The following is a 17,302-nucleotide window of genomic DNA, read 5'->3' on the forward strand; positions in this document are numbered from 1 at the left end:
GGGTCTGCTGCTACGTCCAATGCAGGCCAGGGCGATGCCGGAAGGGCTCAGCGCTGCGTCGTTGTGGCGGCCGCAGCGGCAGACGCCGTTTTCATCAGCGCCACAAACCGCGCAGCGCCCAGGCCCTGCGGGCGCTCCTTGGACCACACCACGTCCACCCACAGCGCCGCCCCGTTGCTCAGGTTCTCAAACGGCATCTTCACCAGCGTGCCCGCGGCAATGCGCGGCTGCACCAGCGCCTGCGGTTGCCAGCCCCAGCCGAGGCCGGCCTCGATCAAGCCCAGCGCGGCCAGGTGGTTGTCGGTGCGCCAGTGGTGGCGGGCAAACACAAACCGCGGGTCGGTCTGCGCCAGGTCGCGGCTGGCCACCACGATCTGGCGGGTGGTGGTCAGGTGCTCCTCGCGCAGCAGGGCGCTCTCAGGCGGCTCGCCCCGCGCCTGTGCCGCAGCGCGCGCGCCGGCCAGCACCGGGTGGTCGGGCGCCATCACGGCCACCAGGGTCTCGGTGCCCACTTCCTGGAAGCCCTCGCGCCCGTCGATGCTGGGGCGCTCGAACACCAGCGCCAGCTGGGCGCGCCCGCTGTGCAGCAGCGCGAGCGCATCCACCTGCGGAGCGGCCAGCACCTCCACCTGCAGCAACGGATATTCCAGCGCCAGGGCCGCCAGCGGCCCCGTCCAGCGCGCTGCCAGCAGCTCGGGTGCGATGGCCAGGGTGATGCGCTCTTCCAGCCCCTGGGTCAGCGCCAGCGCCTGGGCGTTGAGCTGCTGCAACTGCCCTGCAAGCAGCCGCGCCTGCGGCTCCAGCGCCCGCGCCGCAGCGGTAGGGCGCGGCTCGCGGCCAGCGCGGTCAAACAGCAGCACGTCGAGCTCGGCCTCCAGGTGGGCAATGGTCATGCTGACGGCCGACGGCACCCGCGACAGCGACCGGGCCGCGGCCGAGAAGGAACCCTGGTCCAGCACGGCCAGAAAGACCTGCACGCTGTCGGAATTGAAGGCCATGGTGTGCTGCAACCTATCAATAAATCTGAAAGAAGCTGACTTTATATGTCAGACGGCGGCACATACAGTGCCTGCATGGACAAGCAACCCACCCTGTTTCGGCTTCATGGCATCCGGCGCCGCCTGATCTACGTGACCCTGTACGAGCTCATCGCCATCGCGGCGGCTACGGCGGGATTGGCGCTGCTCACGGGCCAGGGCGCGGGCCATTCCAGCGTGGTGGCCGTGGCCGCCTCGGCGATCGCGGTGGTGTGGAACATCGCCTTCAACTGGGCCTTCGAGCGCTGGGAGGCGCGCCAGGCGGTGCGCGGGCGCAGCATCGCGCGCCGCATCGCGCACGCCATCGGGTTTGAGGGTGGCCTGGTCTTCACCCTGGTGCCGCTGTTCGCCTGGTGGTTTGACATCAGCCTGTGGCACGCGTTTGTGATGGACCTGGGGCTGATCGTGTTCTTCCTTTGCTACACCTTTGTCTTCAACTGGGTGTTCGACCACCTGTTCGGGTTGCCGGCCTCGGCCATGGCGCCCGCCTGAAGCTGCGGGCCATCGGCGAACCACCGTCAAACATTGTCACGACGGGCCTTGGCCGCTGCGCAAGCCTTGCGCAGCGGCAGGGCCGGCCCATAATCCGCGCCCATGCATGGGCGTTCCTCTTCCTCCACTTCTTCGACTCGGGCGGTGGCTTGGTCGCTGTGTGGTGCCTTGCTGGCCGGTTGCGCCGGCAATGCGCCCACGCCGCGCGGGGAGGTCAAGGGCGCTTCGGCATCGCCGGTGGAGATGGCCCAGTCCGACGCCAACCGCATGGCCACGCTGGCCATGCAAGAGAACCTTGAGGGCCTGTTCCGCCTCATGGACAAGCTCTACCGGCGCAACCCTGCCGAATGGCGCAAGACCAGCGCCGTCAGCCGTGAACACGCCATCGACCAGGTGCGTGCGGCCATCGTGCAGCGCCAGCCCTGGGCCCCGCTGCAAGGCCGCCGCGACATCGCCGCGATGGGCCTGGCGCTGGCGCCCGAGTTCGTGGGCGACCGCGTGGCCGCCTTCATCCATGCCACGGCCGACATGGTCATCACCGCCCATGGCGGCAAGACTGAGTTCTTCTTGCTCGACGGCATCGACGCCCAGCACGTCTACAACGCAGCGCGCAACGTGGAAAGCGCCGTCTGGCTGCTGGCCCAGCGCCGCAATGCCCAGGGCCAGCCCCTGCTGTGGGCCGACGAGATCGGCCCCCACGGCCGCAACCTGAGCTTTGAGCGCGAGTTCGGCAAGATCATCGCGCGGCTCGACCTGCTGGCCGTCTTCACGACCGAAAAGTACCGGCGCGCGGCGATCAGCTACGTGCAGGGGATCGTGGGCGGGACCTTCCTGCAGTTCCTGCCGGTGCGCTGACGGGCCTCAGAGCGCGGCCCGGTAAAATCCGCGGTTGCCCAAGGAGCGTTGCAGCGGCCCCTCACCCCGACGGGGCCGTCAGGCTTGGGCACACAAGAAGAGCCGTTCGATCGCTTGAACAGGCTCCCAGCCCCACCGCAACGACGCTCACCTGTATCCATTGCTGTTCCTGCGCAGGTGAGCCTATGTCCGATCTGTCCGTCGTCCCCCCCATGAAGTTGTCCGGCCTGGAGCCTGTCTCCATTGGCGAGGGCACGCTGTTCGTCAACATCGGCGAGCGCACCAACGTCACCGGCTCCAAGGCATTCGCGCGCATGATCCTCAACGGCCAGTACGAAGAGGCCCTGGCCGTGGCGCGCCAGCAGGTGGAGAACGGCGCGCAGGTCATCGACATCAACATGGACGAGGCCATGCTCGACAGCAAGGCGGCCATGGTGCGTTTTCTGCAGCTGATCGCGTCCGAGCCCGACATCGCGCGCGTGCCGATCATGGTGGACAGCTCCAAGTGGGAGGTGATCGAGGCCGGGCTGCGCTGCATCCAGGGCAAGGGCATCGTCAACTCGATCAGCATGAAGGAGGGCGTGGACGCCTTCAAGCACCAGGCCAAGCTGGTCAAGCGCTACGGGGCCGCAGCAGTGGTCATGGCCTTTGACGAGCAGGGCCAGGCCGACACCTACGCTCGCAAGATCGAAATCTGCGAGCGTGCCTACCGCATCCTGGTCGACGAAGTGGGCTTCCCGCCCGAAGACATCATCTTTGACCCCAACATCTTTGCCGTGGCTACCGGCATTGAAGAGCACAACAACTACGCCGTTGATTTCATCGAGGCCGTGCGCTGGATCAAGCAGAACCTGCCGGGCGCCAAGGTGTCGGGCGGGGTCAGCAACGTGTCGTTCAGCTTCCGCGGCAACGACCCGGTGCGCGAGGCCATCCACACCGTGTTCCTGTACCACGCCATTCAAGCTGGCATGGACATGGGCATTGTCAACGCGGGCATGGTGGGCGTGTACGACGACCTGGAGCCCGTGCTGCGGGAGCGCGTGGAAGACGTGGTGCTCAACCGCCGCCCCGACGCCGGCGAGCGCCTGGTCGAGATCGCCGAAACCGCCAAGAGCGGCGCCAAGGACGAGAGCAAGCGGCTCGAATGGCGCGGCACGCCCGAAAACCCCAAGACGGTGGGCGAGCGCCTGTCGCACGCGCTGGTGCACGGCATCACCGATTTCATCGTCGAAGACACCGAAGAGGCCTACCGCGAGATCCTGGCCAAGGGCGGGCGCCCACTGCACGTGATCGAAGGCCCGCTGATGGACGGCATGAACGTCGTGGGCGATTTGTTCGGTGCCGGCAAGATGTTCCTGCCCCAGGTGGTCAAAAGCGCGCGCGTGATGAAGTCCGCCGTGGCGCATTTGATTCCGTACATCGAGGAAGAAAAGCGCCTGGACGAGCTGGCCGGGCGCGACGTGCGCAGCAAGGGCAAGATCATCATCGCCACCGTCAAGGGCGACGTGCACGACATCGGCAAGAACATCGTCACCGTGGTCTTGCAGTGCAACAACTTCGAGGTGGTGAACATGGGCGTGATGGTGCCCTGCCACGAAATTTTGGCGCGCGCCAAGGTCGAGGGTGCGGACATCGTCGGCCTGTCGGGCCTCATCACCCCCAGCCTAGAAGAGATGCAGTACGTGGCTGGCGAGATGCAGAAGGACGACCACTTTCGCATCAAGAAGATCCCGCTGCTCATCGGCGGCGCCACCTGCTCGCGCGTGCACACCGCCGTCAAGATTGCGCCGCATTACGAAGGCCCTGTGGTCTATGTGCCCGACGCCTCGCGCAGCGTGAGCGTGGCCCAGAGCCTGCTGGGCGATGGCGTGGACAGCTACGTGCAAGAGCTCAACGCCGACTACGACAAGGTGCGCACGCAGCACGCCAACAAGAAGCAGACACCGCTGTGGTCGCTGGCCAAGATCCGCGCCAATAAGACGCCGGTGGACTGGGCTGCGTTCCAGCCCACCGTGCCGCGCGCGCTGGGCCGCCGCGTGTTCAAGAACTTTGACCTGGCCGAGCTGGCCAAGTACATCGACTGGGGGCCGTTCTTCCAGACCTGGGACCTGGCCGGCCCGTACCCCGCGATCCTGACCGACGCGGTGGTGGGCGTGGAAGCCACGCGCGTGTTTGCCGATGCGCAGGCCATGCTCAAGAAAATCATCGAAGGCCGGTGGCTCACCGCCAGCGGCGTGATGGGCCTGTATCCCGCCAACAGCGTGAACGACGACGACATCGAGTTCTATACCGACGAATCGCGCACCCAGGTGCTGATGACCTGGTATGGCCTGCGCCAGCAGACCGAAAAACACGTCATCGACGGCGTGACGCGCCCCAGCCGCTGCCTGGCTGATTTCATCGCACCCAAGAGCAGCGGCATTGCCGACTACGCTGGTCTGTTCGCGGTGACGGCGGGCCTGGGGATCGAGAAGAAGGAAAAGGCGTTTATCGACGCACTCGACGACTACTCGGCCATCATGTTCAAGAGCCTGGCCGACCGCCTGGCCGAAGCCTTTGCCGAAGCCCTGCACCACCGCGTGCGCACCGATCTGTGGGGCTACGCCGCCAGCGAGCAGCTCAGCAACGACGACATGATTGCCGAGAAGTACCGCGGCATCCGCCCCGCCCCCGGCTACCCGGCCTGCCCGGACCACAGCGCCAAGTCCGAACTGTTCCGCGTGCTGCAGTGCGACGAGGTGGACATGACCCTCACGGAAAGCCTGGCCATGATGCCGGCGGCCAGCGTGAGCGGCTTCTACATCGGCCACCCCGATGCCGTGTACTTCAACGTCGGCAAGATCGGCGAAGACCAGCTGCACGACATGGCCACGCGCCGTGGCATGGACGAAGCTGTTCTGGCGCGGCTGCTGGCGCCGAATCTGTGAGTTGCTACTAAATTAATAGCTCTAAGCGCTTATGGAACAAGCGCTGGCGGCCATTTTGAGGCCTGAAGCTGGCCCTAAGCCTCGAACCGCAGGGCCTGCAGCACCAGCGAGAACGCCGGCGAGGGCTGGCGCCGGCTGGGGTAGTACAGGTGGTAGCCGGCAAACGGCGGGCACCAGTCCTCCAGCACGCGCACCAGGCGGCCGTCTTCGATGTGGGTGCCCAGTTCGTTGTCGGGCAGCAGCGTGATGCCCAGGCCCGCCAGCGCGGCGTCGACCTGCGGCGGCGCGGTGTTGAAGATCAAGGGCCCATCGACCCGCACGTTGACCTGCTTGCCCTTGCGCGAAAAGTCCCACACGTAGAGGCCGCCGGACGTCGGCATGCGCTGGTTGATGCAGCGGTGCGCCGTGAGGTCGTGCGGCGTTTTCGGCGGCGCGTGGCGCGCGAAGTAGTCGGGCGATGCCACCACCGCCATGCGCAGCGGCGGGCCGATTGGCATGGCAATCATGTCCTTGTCGATGGTGTTACCCATGCGCACGCCAGCGTCAAAACGGTCGGCCACGATGTCGCGAAAACCGTAGTTCATGTCGAACTCGATGCTGATGTCGGGGTGCTCGTGCAGCAGCGGCATGAGCTTGGGCAACAGCGTGGCATGCATGACGTGGTCACCGCAGGTGATGCGCACGGTGCCCGCGGGCTTGTCGCGCAGGGCGGTCAGTGCATCGAGCTCGGCCTCGATCTCGTCGAAGCGGTGGCCGATCGCTTGCATCAGCCGTTCGCCCGCGGGCGTGGGCGAGACGCTGCGCGTGGTGCGTGTGAGCAGCCGGATCTGCAGGCGCTCCTCCAGCCCGCGGATCGTCTGGCTCAGCGCCGACTGCGTCACGCCCAGCGTGGCGGCCGCCCGGGTAAAGCTGCCTTCGCGCGCCACCGTGACGAAGGCCAGCAGATCGTTGAAGTTGCGCCGTGCCATGTGTTTACCTGCCCCTTCTTGCGCATTGACTGCGGATGGATAGATGGCTGATTAATTAATTAGCTCAGCTGATAGAACCAAGAAGCATTCATTATCTAGTCAAGTGCGCGATGCCTGGGCAAACTTCACTCCATGGCACGCCCCGTCCGCACTCCCTTCCTTCGCCGCCGCCTCTGGGCGACGTGGGCTGCCGCGTGGGCTCTGGCGCAACCCCTGCTCGGCGGCCCGGCCGCAGCACAGGAGATTTCCATGAAGCTTCGCATCCACGTGGGCGGCGAGGTCGCCACCGCCACGCTCAACGGCTCGGCCGCAGCACGCGACTTTGCCGCGCTGCTGCCGCTGTCGCTGTCCCTCAAAGACTACGCCGTGGTGGAGCGCATTGCCGATCTGCCGCGCAAGCTGGATGTAGCCGGTGCGCCCGATGGCATGGCGCCCATGGCGGGCGACATCACCTACTACGCGCCCTGGGGCAACTTGGCGATTTTTGTCCACGGCCACAAGCACGAGCCCGGCCTGGTTCGGCTGGGCAAGGTCGATTCGGGCCTGGCCTTGCTCCAGCGTCACGGGCCGCTGCCGGTGCGTATCGAGCGCACCAGCGACTGACGCCGCCGTACACCGACTCTGCAGGCCCCGCCGGCTTCACTGCCGGGGCTGGACCTCGCCCATCTTTTTCCTTCCCCCTCTATTTTTTCGACCCCAGGAGCATTCCATGCACACGACCCATCCCTTTGCCACTGAAGACCTCCATCACTTGGACCACCCCGCCCAGGACCGGCGCAGCTTCCTCCTGCGGGCCAGCGCGGGCGCCGCAGCACTGGGTGGGTTGACCGCCGCCCCCGGCACCGTTGCCGCCGCGCCGCAGGCGACCCCTGGCAAGGTGGCCGGTGCCGACAACTTCTACCGCAGCGACAAGGTGATTGCGCGCAAGGTCACGTTCAAAAACCAATACCGCATGAACGTGGGCGGCAGTCTCTTTGTGCCCAAGGACCTCGAGCGCGGCAGCAAGCGCCCCGCGGTGGTGGTCGGCCACCCCATGGGCGCGGTCAAGGAGCAAAGCGCGAACCTGTACGCCACCAAGATGGCCGAGCAGGGCTTCATTGCGCTGTCAGTGGACTTGCCCTTCTGGGGCGAAAGCGACGGCCAGCCGCGCAATGCGGTCGCACCCGACCTTTACGCCGAGGCCTTCAGCGCCGGGGTGGACTTTCTGCGCGCCCAGGCCGCGGTGGATCGAGAGCAGATCGGCGCCCTGGGCATCTGCGGCAGCGGCAGTTTTGTCATCAGCGCCGCCAAGATCGACCCGCGCATGAAGGCCATCGCCACGGTGAGCATGTACGACATGGGCGCGGCCAACCGCAACGCGCTCAACCACTCGCAGACGCTCGCGCAGCGCCAGCAGATCATTGCCGCCGCCGCCCTGCAGCGCGATGTGGAGTTTGCCGGCGGCGCCACCCAGTACACCGGCGGCACCGTGCACCAGCTCACGGCCGACACCCATCCGATCCAGCGTGAGTTCTACGACTTCTACCGCACGCCCCGCGGCGAGGTGACGCCCCGCGGTGCCACGCGCCGGACCACGACGCACCCCACGTTGACCAGCAACGTGAAGTTCATGAACTTCTATCCGTTCAACGACATCGAGACGATTTCGCCGCGGCCCATGCTCTTCATCACGGGGGACCAGGCGCATTCCAAGGAGTTCAGCGAAGAGGCCTTCAAGCTCGCCGCCGAGCCGAAAGAGCTGCACATCGTGCCGGGCGCGGGCCACGTGGATCTGTATGACCGGGTGAATCTGATCCCGTTTGACAAGCTGGCGTCGTTCTTCCGCAAGCACTTGGCGTGACCCAGTGCCACGCATGACAACCCAGGTGTGCGCCTCGGGCGCAGGCGCAGTGCCCGATGGGGCCGCGCCAAGTTCCGCGTGCTGGAGCGGCGTGTGGGCCATGGCGCTCTGCGTTTTCGCCTTGATTGCGTCGGAGTTCATGCCCGTGAGCCTGCTCACACCGATTGCTGCCGACCTGCAGGTCAGCGAAGGTCGTGTCGGGCAGGGGATCGCGGTGTCGGGCGTGCTGGCGGTGCTCGCGAGCCTGGCCATCCCGGCGCTTGCGCGGCGAATGGACCGTCGCGTGCTGTTGCTGTGGCTGACGGGGCTCATGGGCCTGTCTGGTGCGGTGATTGCGCTGGCGGCGGACTATGCGGTGTACCTGGCGGGCCGGGCCTTGATCGGCGTGGTGGTGGGCGGCTTCTGGGCCTTGTCTGCCGCCACCGCGATGCGGCTGGTGCCGACGCAGCAGGTGCCACGGGCCCTCGCGATTTTTAACGGTGGCAACGCGCTGGCCACCGTGGTCGCTGCGCCTCTGGGCAGCTACCTCGGCGCGGTCATCGGCTGGCGCGGGGCCTTTGCGTGCCTGGTGCCGGTGGCCCTGCTGGCGTGGCTGTGGCAGTGGGCCAGCCTGCCCGCCATGCGGCCCGAGCCGCACGCGGCGGGCGCTCGCAATCCCCTGCGGCTGCTCCAGCGCCCGCTGGTGGCCTGGGGCATGTTGGCGGTCGGCGTGTTTTTCATGGGGCAGTTCGTGCTCTTTACCTACGTGCGGCCGTTCGCCGAGACGGTGACGCTGGTGGGTCCGTATTCGCTGTCGATCATCTTGCTGGCGACGGGTGTCGCAGGGGTGATCGGCACGGCGCTGGTCGGGCTGCTGCTGGAGCGGCGCCTGTACACGGTGCTCATCGCGGCGCCGCTCGCGATGGCCGCGGTGGCCGTGGCGCTGGTGGCCTTGGGTGAAAACCTGGCGGCCGTGGTCGCCTTGATGGCAGCCTGGGGTTTTGTGGCCACCGCCGCGCCCGTAGGCTGGTGGACCTGGGTGGCCCGAACGCTGCCGCAACAGGCCGAAGCCGGTGGCGGGCTGATGGTGGCCACGGTGCAGCTGGCCATTGCGCTCGGCTCCACGGTGGGCGGCCTGCTGTTCGATGCCAGGGGCTACCAGAGCACGTTCATGGCGAGCGCTGCATTGTTGCTGGTCTCTGCGGGGCTCGTGTTTGCAACTGCGCGCAAGGACCAGGCGAGCGCGCGCTGATCGGTTGCTCGCGCTCGCCGCTGGTCGCTCAACCTACCAACACCTCGCCAAACACCTCCAGCGCCGAGCCGTGCAGCGCCCGCAGCACCTCCACCGGGTCTACCGCCTGCGCCACGGTGAGCGCGCCGCTGCCTGTGTACGACGGCGCCATCAGCCGCTGGGCGACCTCGACCACGATGGGGGCGGTGACCGCGTAGATGTCTTGCCCGCGCACGCCCGCAGTGCGGTGGGTGCCGTCCTGCGCAAGGCGCACCACCAGCTCGTGTTGGCCAGCGCGCTGGCGTCTGCCGGCACCATCGACGAGATCACGGTCGCTATCGCGCTCGACCGCTGGTGGCCCACGGCCGGCACGCGCAAGACGGGCGAGCGCAACACCGTGCCGCGGCAGGTGGTGACCCAAGGGCGCCTAGCACCGCTGGTGCCATCGGCCACCGTGCCGGACTGGGGGTTCGAGGCGCCGCTAGGCAGCCAGGCCATGGTCGAGATCCCGTTCAGCGAGGCCAGCGTGGCCTGGGCGCTGGCCTGCTCGGCCGTCACATCGATGTAGTGGCAGCCGGCGCGCAGCGCGGCCTGGGCCACCGGCGCCGCGGTGTCGAGAAACGGCCCCGCGCAGTGGATGACCACGGCGCAGCCGGCGAAGGCTTCCGCAAGGGCCGCAGGGTCGGACAGATCGGCCACCCGTTGCGGCACGTGGGCGGGAGTCACTTCGGCAAGCCGGGCGGCGCTGCGGCCGACCGCCACGACCGGCAGCCCGCGGCGAAGGGCTTCTTGCACGACGAATTGGCCGGTGTGGCCGGCGGCGCCGTACACGGCGATGGCAGTGGAGCGTGGGGCGGTGTTCATGGTGATCCTCTCGACGGTGAATGGGTAATTTGCAAACGATACAGACCTGTCTGTTGTTTGAAGTATTACAGACAGGTCTGTATCATGTCAACCCATGGTCATCTCTACCACCTCCGCACCCATTGCCTCCTCGCAAAATCCCGCCCTGGCCGCCGGCAACGCCAAGCCTCAAAGCAGCCGCGCATCTGCCCGCGCCCGGAGCGCGGCCGACGTGGAGCCGTCCCAAGACGTGCGTTCCCGCATCCTGGACACGGCGTCCCGACTGTTCTACGCACGCGGCGTGCGCGCCGTGGGGGTGGATCTGGTGGTGCTGGAGGCAGCCGTGGCCAAGACGAGCCTCTACCGCTACTTCCCCACCAAAGACGACCTCATCGTGGCGTTTCTGGAGCGCGAAGACGTCGACTTCTGGCAGACCTGGGACGGCGTGGCCGAGGCGTTTGCCGCCGACCCGGCCGGTGAACTGCATGCCCACATGGGCTGGATCGGCGAGCGCCTGGCGCGCTCGAACTACCGGGGCTGCCCGCAGATCAACGTGGCCGCCGAGTTTGCCGAGCAGGACCATCCCGCCCGCCAAGTCGCGCAGCGGCACATGCTGGCCTTGCGCCGCCGGCTGCACGGCATTGCCGAGCGCCTGCCGGTGGCCGAGCCCGCGGCCTTGGCCGCTCAACTGGCGGTGCTGGTCAATGGTGCATTTGTCAGTGCCAGCCTTCTGAGCGCCGATGAGGCCACGGGCGTGCTGCAGTCCGCGGTGAAAGCCCTGCTGGCGGGGGCGCGGGCTGGCGGCGCGTAGGCGGCGGGGCGCGGCGGGCCCCAGAGCGCTGCCCGACGACTAGCGGAAAATGCTCATATTTTTATAGCTACCAGCGCTTATTGAATCGGCGCTGGCGGCCAATTTGATTCAAAAACCAGCCTAACCCGCCGCCTCGCTGGCAGCGGGCGCGTTCCCTGCCATCTCCAGCTGCATCATGATCATGTTGACCAGCGTGTGCACCGTGGGGCGGCCGGTTTCGATGATGTAGTGCGCCGTCTCGCGGTACAGGCCGTCGCGCTGGGCGTAGAGGTCGCGCAGCTTGTCCATAGGGTTGCCGCCCTGCAGCAGGGGGCGTGTGCGGTCGTGCTTGACGCGCTTGAAGATTTCCTCGGGCGAGGCGCGCAAATACAGCACGGGGCCAAACTGGCGCAGCAGCTCGCGGTTGCCCTGGCGCAGCACGGCCCCCCCGCCGGTCGAGACCACCATGCCGCCCGGCCCAGCACACACCTCGGCCAGCACCTCGGACTCCAGGTCGCGAAAACGTGCTTCACCTTCGGCTTCGAAAAAGCTGCGGATGGTGGTGCCAATCGCCTGCTCCAGCCGGTGGTCCAGGTCGACAAACGGCACGCCGGCGCGGTGGGCCAGCTGCCGGCCGACGGTGGATTTGCCCGAGCCGGGCATACCGACCAGTGCGCAGCGAATCTGCATAAATGTCCTGTTGTGATGGCGGAGCCAGCTGGGCGCAGAGTTTAAGGGAGCCCCCGCCCAGGCGCGGCAGCGGGCGCTGTGCCCGCGGCGTCAGAGCGCCGAGTAGACCAGCGCAGGGAACAGCGTGCACAGGTAGTGCAGCTGGCCGGGCGCCTGCGTGAGCAGGATGGCGAACAGGTCCTCGGCTGGGTCGACGAAAAAGAAGGTACCGCCCATGCCGCTCCAGCTGTAGGTGCCCGCCGAGCCGGGGCTGGTGGCCACACCAGTGGCCCGCCGCACCGCCACGCCCAGGCCAAAGCCGTAACCGGCGGGCAGGATGTCACCTGCAACGGGGATCGTGCCCAGGTGGTCGGCCGTCATGAAATCCACCGTGGCGCGGCCGGCCAGGCGGACCGGGCCGTCCGCGCCCTGCAGCGTGCCGCGCCCCAGCATCAGCGCCAGAAAGCGCGCATAGTCCGCCGCGGTGGACACCAGCCCGCCCCCGGCAGATTCGAACGCGGGCGGCGCCGACACATCGTTGAGCGCCATCGCCGCCGCCCCCGTCTGCGGGTCGACCGCGAACGGCTCGGCCAGGTCTGCCAGCCGGTGGGGCGGCACAGCAAAGCCCGTGTCGCGCATGCCCAGCGGGCCCAGCACGCGCTGCTGCAGGATGGTGGACAGCGGCGCGCCCTCGATCACTTCGAGCACGGCACCCAGCACGTCGGTGGCGCGGCTGTATTCCCAGGCGCTGCCGGGCGGGTGCACCAGCGGCAGCGGCCCCAGCGCCGCCGCCTGCTGGGCATTGGTGAGGCGGCGCGATCCGATGCGGGCCGCGCGGTAGGCATCCGCGACGGTGCCCGGCTCCCAGGCGTAGCTCAGGCCCGCGGTGTGGCGCAGCAAGTCCTGCAACGTGGCCTCGCGCGGGGCAGGCGTGGTGGTGCCGGTGGCTTCGTCGTACACCGCTTGCCCGGCAAACGCGGGCAGGTAGTGCGACACCGGCTGGGACAGCAGCAGGCGGCCTTCCTCCATCAGCATCAGCGCCACCAGGGAGGCGATGGGCTTGGTCATCGAATAGATGCGGAACACGGCATCGGCGGTCATCGGCGGCGCGCCCTCGCCCGGGCGAAGCGCGCCCACCGCCTCGTGCAGTACCGTCTGGCCCCGGTGGTGCACCAGCGCCACGGCCCCGGGCAACAGGCCCTGGTCCACATGGCGCTCGAGCACGCTGCGCAGGCGGGTGAGGGCAGAGGGGTTCATGGTGGGATCTCCGGGTGGGTGGGCGGCGTTCGCGGGGTGGCGGGGTGGCGGGTGACGGGGCAAGCCGCCCAGTATGCGCAGCGGCGGGCGGGGCGCGGTCACCTGCGCAACAGCCAAGGGTCCGCCGACGTTCGCGCTGTCGCCGTTCCACCTGGGTGTGCACGGTGTCGGCGCCAGCCTACCCGGCTTGCAGCGAAGCGCGGCTGGACGCGCGCACCCCGCGGCCCTAGGCTCGCCGCATGACCCCCCCGCCTTTGCTCCGCCGCATCCAGCACCGTGTCGAGCCCCTGTGGACCTGGCTGCAGCCCTTCTGGCGTGCCATCAACCTGTGGCTCGATGCCGACGGCCTGCGCATGAGCGCGGCCATGTCGTTCTACGGCATGCTCAGCCTGGCCCCGCTGCTGCTGCTGGTGGTGGGCGTGCTTGGGTGGTGGATGGACCGCACCTACCTGGAGAGCAATCTCATCGCGCAGGTGCAGAGCGTGGTGGGGCAGCAGGTGGCCGACGTGGTGCGGCAGGCCCTGGCCAGCGCCAAGGAGCCGTCGGAAGGCCGCCTTGCATCGCTGGTGGGTTTTGTGGTGCTGATCTCCGGCGCTACAGGTGTTTTTGTGGAACTGCAGTCAGCGCTGGAACACCTGTGGCGCGGCGCAGAGGCGCCACCTTCGCGCGCCGCGTGGTGGCGCATGGCATCCCTGCGGCTGCGGGGCCTGGCCTACGTGCTGGCGCTGGGTTTTTTGCTTCTGGTGTCGCTGGCCCTGTCCACGCTGATCCACCTGTTCTCGGGCTGGGCGGGCTCGCACCTCGCGTTTGCGCCGCTGGCGCCGGCCATGCAGGTGCTCAACGAAGTGGTGGCGTTTGGGTTTGCGGTATTGCTGTTCGTGGGGCTGATGCGCATCGGTGCGGGCCCCAAGCCGCCGCTGGGCTGCATCCTGGCCGGGGCAATCATCGGCGCCACGCTGTTCACCGTGGGCAAGCAGCTGCTGGCGTGGTACCTGTCCACCGCGGCGGTGGTGTCGGCCTATGGTGCGGCGGGCTCCCTGGTGGTGTTGCTGATGTGGATCTATTTCTCGTCCGCGGTGCTGCTGTTTTCTGCAAGCTGCGCCAAGGCGCTGGACGAAGCGGGCTTTGGCAAGCGGCCTGAGCGCGCGGGCGGCGCGGTGGTGCCGCCGGCCTCGGCGCCGCGGGGGGACTAAGAACCTGTTCTAAGGCGGTGGTAGCTATCGTTCACGCGCCTTGGCTGGTCAGCCGGGGATCTGCAACTGATCGTCCAGCGCCAGCAAACCAGCCAGCGTGAGGGCGTCGCGGGGCGCGTGGTTCTCTCCGGTGTTGTCGAAAAAACAGAACACGTTGTGCGCTGCCGGGGCGGGCGCTGCGGGGGCGTTCGATAGCCGGGTCATGTCCGTCGGCGCTGCGCCCCGCGCCCAGGCGCGGATGCGCCCGGCCCAGGTGGCCAGCTGCGCATCGGTGTAGCCACTGGCGTACAGCTGCTGCGCGCCGTGCAGCCGCAGGTAGACAAAGTCCGCGGTCACGTCGCCCACCTCGGGCCAGTCCCCGGGCGCATCGGCCACCACCAGCGCCACGCCGTGCCGGCGCAGCAACTCCACCGTTTGCGGCTGGCAGAAGCTCGGGTGGCGGACCTCCAGCGCGTGGCGCAGGCGCAGCGGCTCCACAGGCCCGAGCCATTCCTTGCCCGACATGCGCGCAGGATCACGCCCCCGGGCCAGCGCCAGCGCGGCGTCGGTGTCCCGCGGCAACCGGGCCAGAAATGCGTCAAGCACGGGCTCGTCATACGGCAGGTTGGGAGGTAGTTGCCACAAGAAAGGTCCTAGCTTGGCGCCCAACGCCAGCACCCCGGAGGCGAAAAAATTGGCCATCGCCACCTCGGCATTGCGCAGGCGCAGCAGGTGCGTGACGTAGCGCGGCCCCTTCAAGGTGAACACAAACCCGTCGGGCGTGTCGGCCGCCCAGTGCAGGTAGCTGGCAGGCCGCTGCAGCGAATAGAACGAGCCATTGAGCTCGATTGCCGGGAACTGGCGCGACGCGAAGGCCAGCTCCTTGGCCTGCGTGAGCCCAGATGGATAGAACCCACCGCGCCAGGGCGGATAGCGCCAGCCAGACACCCCGATGCGAATTTGTGCAGCCTGCGCAGCCATCCAGCACCTCCAGCGGTAAACCTCAAAAAATGGGCAGTCTGCCGCAAGGCTGCCGGCCTGCAGCGCCCTTCCGGGCGTTGCAAACAGCTTCTTACGTCCTTTACAGCCGCTATGTCCGGTTTTCCGGCACCGGCAGGTACTCTGCGGCCACCCATCCAGCGTTGTGTTGGTGACCTGGATCTTTTTGGAGAAAAAAATCATGAGCCTCATCGTTTCGCCATCCCCCCAGCAAATTCTTCCCGCCGCGCCGCACGCAGGCGCCATGGGCGCTGCCCCCGGCCCGTCCCTCAAATGGCTGTGGGGCGCCATTGGCGTGCTGGGGGTCAGCGTGGTGGCGCTGGGCACCACCTTGGTGGTGCAGAACGCTGGCAAGTCCGCGGCCGAGGCGCCGTCTGTACCCGTCGTGGCAGCCGCGCAACCCCGGGGTTTTCAATCAAATAGGCCCCTACCGCAAGCTAATCAAAGAGATATTGCTATGAATAACGTAGCAAATCAATCATCCACTCCGCAACCTCCGACATCGCCCGGGTACGCCGAAGCCCCACGCGGGATGCAGCCGCCGCCGCTGCGCACCGCGGCCCCTGCGCCCGTGTGCGCCTCGTGCGGACGGGTAGAGTCGGTGCAGGCCGTGCAGCAGGCCGCACCTGCCACCGGCGTGGGCGCGGTCGCTGGCGGGGTGCTGGGTGCGGTGGTGGGCAACCAGGTGGGCAAGGGCTCGGGCCGCACGGCGGCCACGGTGCTGGGTGCCGTGGGTGGTGGCTATGTGGGCCACAAGGTGGAAGAGCGCACCCGCACGCAGACGGTCTACCAGATCGCCGTGCGCATGGAAGACGGCTCGGTGCGCCGCTTCACCCGCGCCCAGCCTCCGGCCGTCGGCACGCCCGTGGTGCTGCAGGGCAAGGGCTTCCGCGTGGACGACGGCGCGGCGATGCGCGCGGCAGAGCCTGCCTATCCGCGTGCACAGCCCGGTGCGGTGCGGGTGGCCGACACGTACTGATCTGTCGGCTTCTCAATGCAAAAAGCCCGCTGACCGCGGGCTTTCGTTTTTGTGGGCTGGCCGGGCGGCTACAGCACCACCGGGATCTCGGTCGCGGGCGGCGTGTTGCGGCTGCGGCCACAGCGCACCAGGCCGTCGATCATCACCATGCCAATGCCCGGGATGTCGCCCAGCTGCACGCTCTCCAGCAGCGTCGCGCCGGCCGTGTGCTGGGCGCGGTCCATGAAAACGAAGTCGGCCGCACGGCCCGGCTCGATCAAGCCGCAGTTCAGGTTGCGGATGCGCGCCGTGTTGCCGGTCGCAAAGCAGAACACCAGCTCGGCGGGGATATCGGCAAAGCTCGATATCAACGCAATCATGCGCAGCATGCCCAGCGGCTGCACGCCCGAGCCGGCCGGGCCGTCGGTGCCCAGGATCACGCGGTGCGGGCACTTGAGTTCGATGGCCGCGCGCGCGGCCTGGATGGCGATCTTCTCGTTGCCGTTGTGCACCAGTTCGATGGCGCGCGAGGACTTCTCGCACAGCTCGCACACATGCTTCCAGGGCAGTGAGGTGTGGCCGCCGTTGATGTGGCCGATCACGTCGGCATCGGCCTCCAGCACCACGTCCTTGTCGATCAGGCCCGAGCCCGGAATGGACGGGCCGCCCGTGTGGATGGTGCTCTGGATGCCATGCTTGCGCGCCCAGGCCACCATCTGCTGGGCCTCATAGCCCGCCTTGACGGAGCCCAGCCCCACTTCGCCCAGCAGCGTCACGCCTGCGTCGGCCAAGTCCTTGAAGTCCTGCTCGGTCATGCCTTTTTCGATGACCGGTGCGCCTGCGATCACCTTCACGCCGCCGGGGCGGAAGTTGTCGAACGAGCGCTGCGCGGTGATGGCCAGCGCCTTCAGGCCCACGATGTCCTTGGGGCGGCCTGGCAGGTGCACCTCGCCGGCCGACACCATGGTGGTCACGCCGCCGTTCATGGTGGAGTCGATCCAGCCGATCTGGTTTTGCCGCGGCGTCCAGTCGCCAAACACCGGGTGCACATGGCTGTCGATCAGGCCGGGCGCCACGCAGGTCTGGCGCGCATCGATCACGGTCTGCGCGTGTTCGGTGTCGCAGTCCTTGTAGCGGCCTACGGCCACGATGAGGCCGTCGTTCACGACGATGGTGTCGGCATCGAGGATGGGGCGGTCCAGATCGCCCGACAACAAAAGCCCGATGTTCTGGATGACGACTTTGCCCGACTTGCCGCCGGCTGCTGCTTCTGCCATGGATTCTC

Annotated in this window: 17 protein-coding genes and 1 riboswitch; of the genes, 9 read left to right on the forward strand and 8 right to left on the reverse strand. The window is 67.8% G+C overall.

Translation table 11 applies throughout. From position 1 onward, the window contains the following. Positions 1 to 47 precede the first annotated feature (47 nt). Positions 48 to 998, reverse strand: coding sequence for a LysR family transcriptional regulator (locus tag ACSQ3Q_RS01115; protein ID WP_436132603.1), 951 nt, complete (start codon positions 996 to 998; stop codon positions 48 to 50). Between the two features lie 75 nt (positions 999 to 1,073). On the opposite strand from ACSQ3Q_RS01115, the gene ACSQ3Q_RS01120 reads away from it, so the two are divergent. The 3 genes from ACSQ3Q_RS01120 (at position 1,074) to metH (ending at position 5,311) form a co-directional block, all read left to right on the forward strand. Further along, entirely contained in the window at positions 1,074 to 1,529 is a 456-nt protein-coding gene (locus ACSQ3Q_RS01120) for a PACE efflux transporter (protein WP_436132604.1), read from the forward strand. Between the two features lie 102 nt (positions 1,530 to 1,631). Continuing rightward, positions 1,632 to 2,384, forward strand: a complete 753-nt coding sequence (locus ACSQ3Q_RS01125; RefSeq protein ID WP_436132605.1) for a hypothetical protein — start codon at positions 1,632 to 1,634, stop codon at positions 2,382 to 2,384. 34 nt (positions 2,385 to 2,418) lie between these two features. After that, positions 2,419 to 2,540, forward strand: a riboswitch (S-adenosyl-L-homocysteine riboswitch). Between the two features lie 29 nt (positions 2,541 to 2,569). Next, the gene (gene metH / locus ACSQ3Q_RS01130; protein WP_436132606.1) at positions 2,570 to 5,311 is read left to right on the forward strand and encodes a methionine synthase; all 2,742 of its coding nucleotides are present in this window, start codon (positions 2,570 to 2,572) and stop codon (positions 5,309 to 5,311) included. A 74-nt stretch (positions 5,312 to 5,385) separates the two neighbouring features. Here the strand turns inward: metH and ACSQ3Q_RS01135 are convergent, their stop codons facing one another. Beyond that, on the reverse strand, positions 5,386 to 6,279 hold the full coding sequence (locus tag ACSQ3Q_RS01135) for a LysR family transcriptional regulator (protein WP_436132607.1): 894 nt from the start codon (positions 6,277 to 6,279) through the stop codon (positions 5,386 to 5,388). A gap of 249 nt (positions 6,280 to 6,528) precedes the next feature. On the opposite strand from ACSQ3Q_RS01135, the gene ACSQ3Q_RS01140 reads away from it, so the two are divergent. The 3 genes from ACSQ3Q_RS01140 (at position 6,529) to ACSQ3Q_RS01150 (ending at position 9,350) form a co-directional block, all read left to right on the forward strand. Then, a complete protein-coding gene (locus ACSQ3Q_RS01140) occupies positions 6,529 to 6,882 on the forward strand; it encodes a cyclophilin-like fold protein (RefSeq protein ID WP_436132608.1) in 354 nt (117 codons plus the stop codon). Positions 6,883 to 6,988: 106 nt separating this feature from the next. Further along, on the forward strand, positions 6,989 to 8,119 hold the full coding sequence (locus ACSQ3Q_RS01145; protein WP_436132609.1) for an alpha/beta hydrolase: 1,131 nt from the start codon (positions 6,989 to 6,991) through the stop codon (positions 8,117 to 8,119). Between the two features lie 13 nt (positions 8,120 to 8,132). Further along, the gene (locus tag ACSQ3Q_RS01150) at positions 8,133 to 9,350 is read left to right on the forward strand and encodes an MFS transporter (RefSeq protein ID WP_436132610.1); all 1,218 of its coding nucleotides are present in this window, start codon (positions 8,133 to 8,135) and stop codon (positions 9,348 to 9,350) included. 28 nt (positions 9,351 to 9,378) lie between these two features. Here ACSQ3Q_RS01150 and ACSQ3Q_RS01155 read toward each other — a convergent pair whose 3' ends face one another. Together ACSQ3Q_RS01155 and ACSQ3Q_RS01160 are read right to left on the reverse strand one after the other, a co-directional pair. Then, positions 9,379 to 9,525, reverse strand: coding sequence for a hypothetical protein (locus ACSQ3Q_RS01155; RefSeq protein WP_436132611.1), 147 nt, complete (start codon positions 9,523 to 9,525; stop codon positions 9,379 to 9,381). Further along, on the reverse strand, positions 9,501 to 10,193 hold the full coding sequence (locus ACSQ3Q_RS01160; RefSeq protein ID WP_436132612.1) for an NAD(P)H-binding protein: 693 nt from the start codon (positions 10,191 to 10,193) through the stop codon (positions 9,501 to 9,503). Before ACSQ3Q_RS01160 ends, ACSQ3Q_RS01155 begins: the two co-directional genes overlap by 25 nt. Before the next feature lie 94 nt (positions 10,194 to 10,287). On the opposite strand from ACSQ3Q_RS01160, the gene ACSQ3Q_RS01165 reads away from it, so the two are divergent. Then, positions 10,288 to 10,983: a TetR/AcrR family transcriptional regulator gene (locus tag ACSQ3Q_RS01165; RefSeq protein ID WP_436132613.1), complete on the forward strand. Its 696-nt coding sequence runs from the start codon at positions 10,288 to 10,290 to the stop codon at positions 10,981 to 10,983. A gap of 120 nt (positions 10,984 to 11,103) precedes the next feature. Here the strand turns inward: ACSQ3Q_RS01165 and ACSQ3Q_RS01170 are convergent, their stop codons facing one another. Both ACSQ3Q_RS01170 and ACSQ3Q_RS01175 read right to left on the reverse strand, forming a co-directional pair. Continuing rightward, positions 11,104 to 11,652, reverse strand: a complete 549-nt coding sequence (locus tag ACSQ3Q_RS01170; RefSeq protein ID WP_436132614.1) for a shikimate kinase — start codon at positions 11,650 to 11,652, stop codon at positions 11,104 to 11,106. A gap of 90 nt (positions 11,653 to 11,742) precedes the next feature. Beyond that, on the reverse strand, positions 11,743 to 12,888 hold the full coding sequence (locus ACSQ3Q_RS01175; protein WP_436132615.1) for a serine hydrolase domain-containing protein: 1,146 nt from the start codon (positions 12,886 to 12,888) through the stop codon (positions 11,743 to 11,745). 239 nt (positions 12,889 to 13,127) lie between these two features. Here ACSQ3Q_RS01175 and ACSQ3Q_RS01180 point away from each other — a divergent pair, with 239 nt between their 5' ends. After that, positions 13,128 to 14,081, forward strand: a complete 954-nt coding sequence (locus ACSQ3Q_RS01180; RefSeq protein WP_436132616.1) for a YihY/virulence factor BrkB family protein — start codon at positions 13,128 to 13,130, stop codon at positions 14,079 to 14,081. 48 nt (positions 14,082 to 14,129) lie between these two features. Here ACSQ3Q_RS01180 and ACSQ3Q_RS01185 read toward each other — a convergent pair whose 3' ends face one another. After that, positions 14,130 to 15,041 (reverse strand): DUF72 domain-containing protein, encoded by a 912-nt coding sequence (locus ACSQ3Q_RS01185; RefSeq protein WP_436132617.1) that lies wholly within the window; start codon positions 15,039 to 15,041, stop codon positions 14,130 to 14,132. Between the two features lie 199 nt (positions 15,042 to 15,240). On the opposite strand from ACSQ3Q_RS01185, the gene ACSQ3Q_RS01190 reads away from it, so the two are divergent. Next, the gene (locus tag ACSQ3Q_RS01190; protein WP_436132618.1) at positions 15,241 to 16,038 is read left to right on the forward strand and encodes a glycine zipper 2TM domain-containing protein; all 798 of its coding nucleotides are present in this window, start codon (positions 15,241 to 15,243) and stop codon (positions 16,036 to 16,038) included. Positions 16,039 to 16,106: 68 nt separating this feature from the next. Here the strand turns inward: ACSQ3Q_RS01190 and ACSQ3Q_RS01195 are convergent, their stop codons facing one another. After that, positions 16,107 to 17,294 (reverse strand): amidohydrolase family protein, encoded by a 1,188-nt coding sequence (locus tag ACSQ3Q_RS01195; protein ID WP_436132619.1) that lies wholly within the window; start codon positions 17,292 to 17,294, stop codon positions 16,107 to 16,109. Positions 17,295 to 17,302: the final 8 nt, after the last annotated feature.

The sequence above is a fragment of the Acidovorax sp. LjRoot129 genome, assembly GCF_964253765.1.
GTDB lineage: Bacteria > Pseudomonadota > Gammaproteobacteria > Burkholderiales > Burkholderiaceae_C > Acidovorax.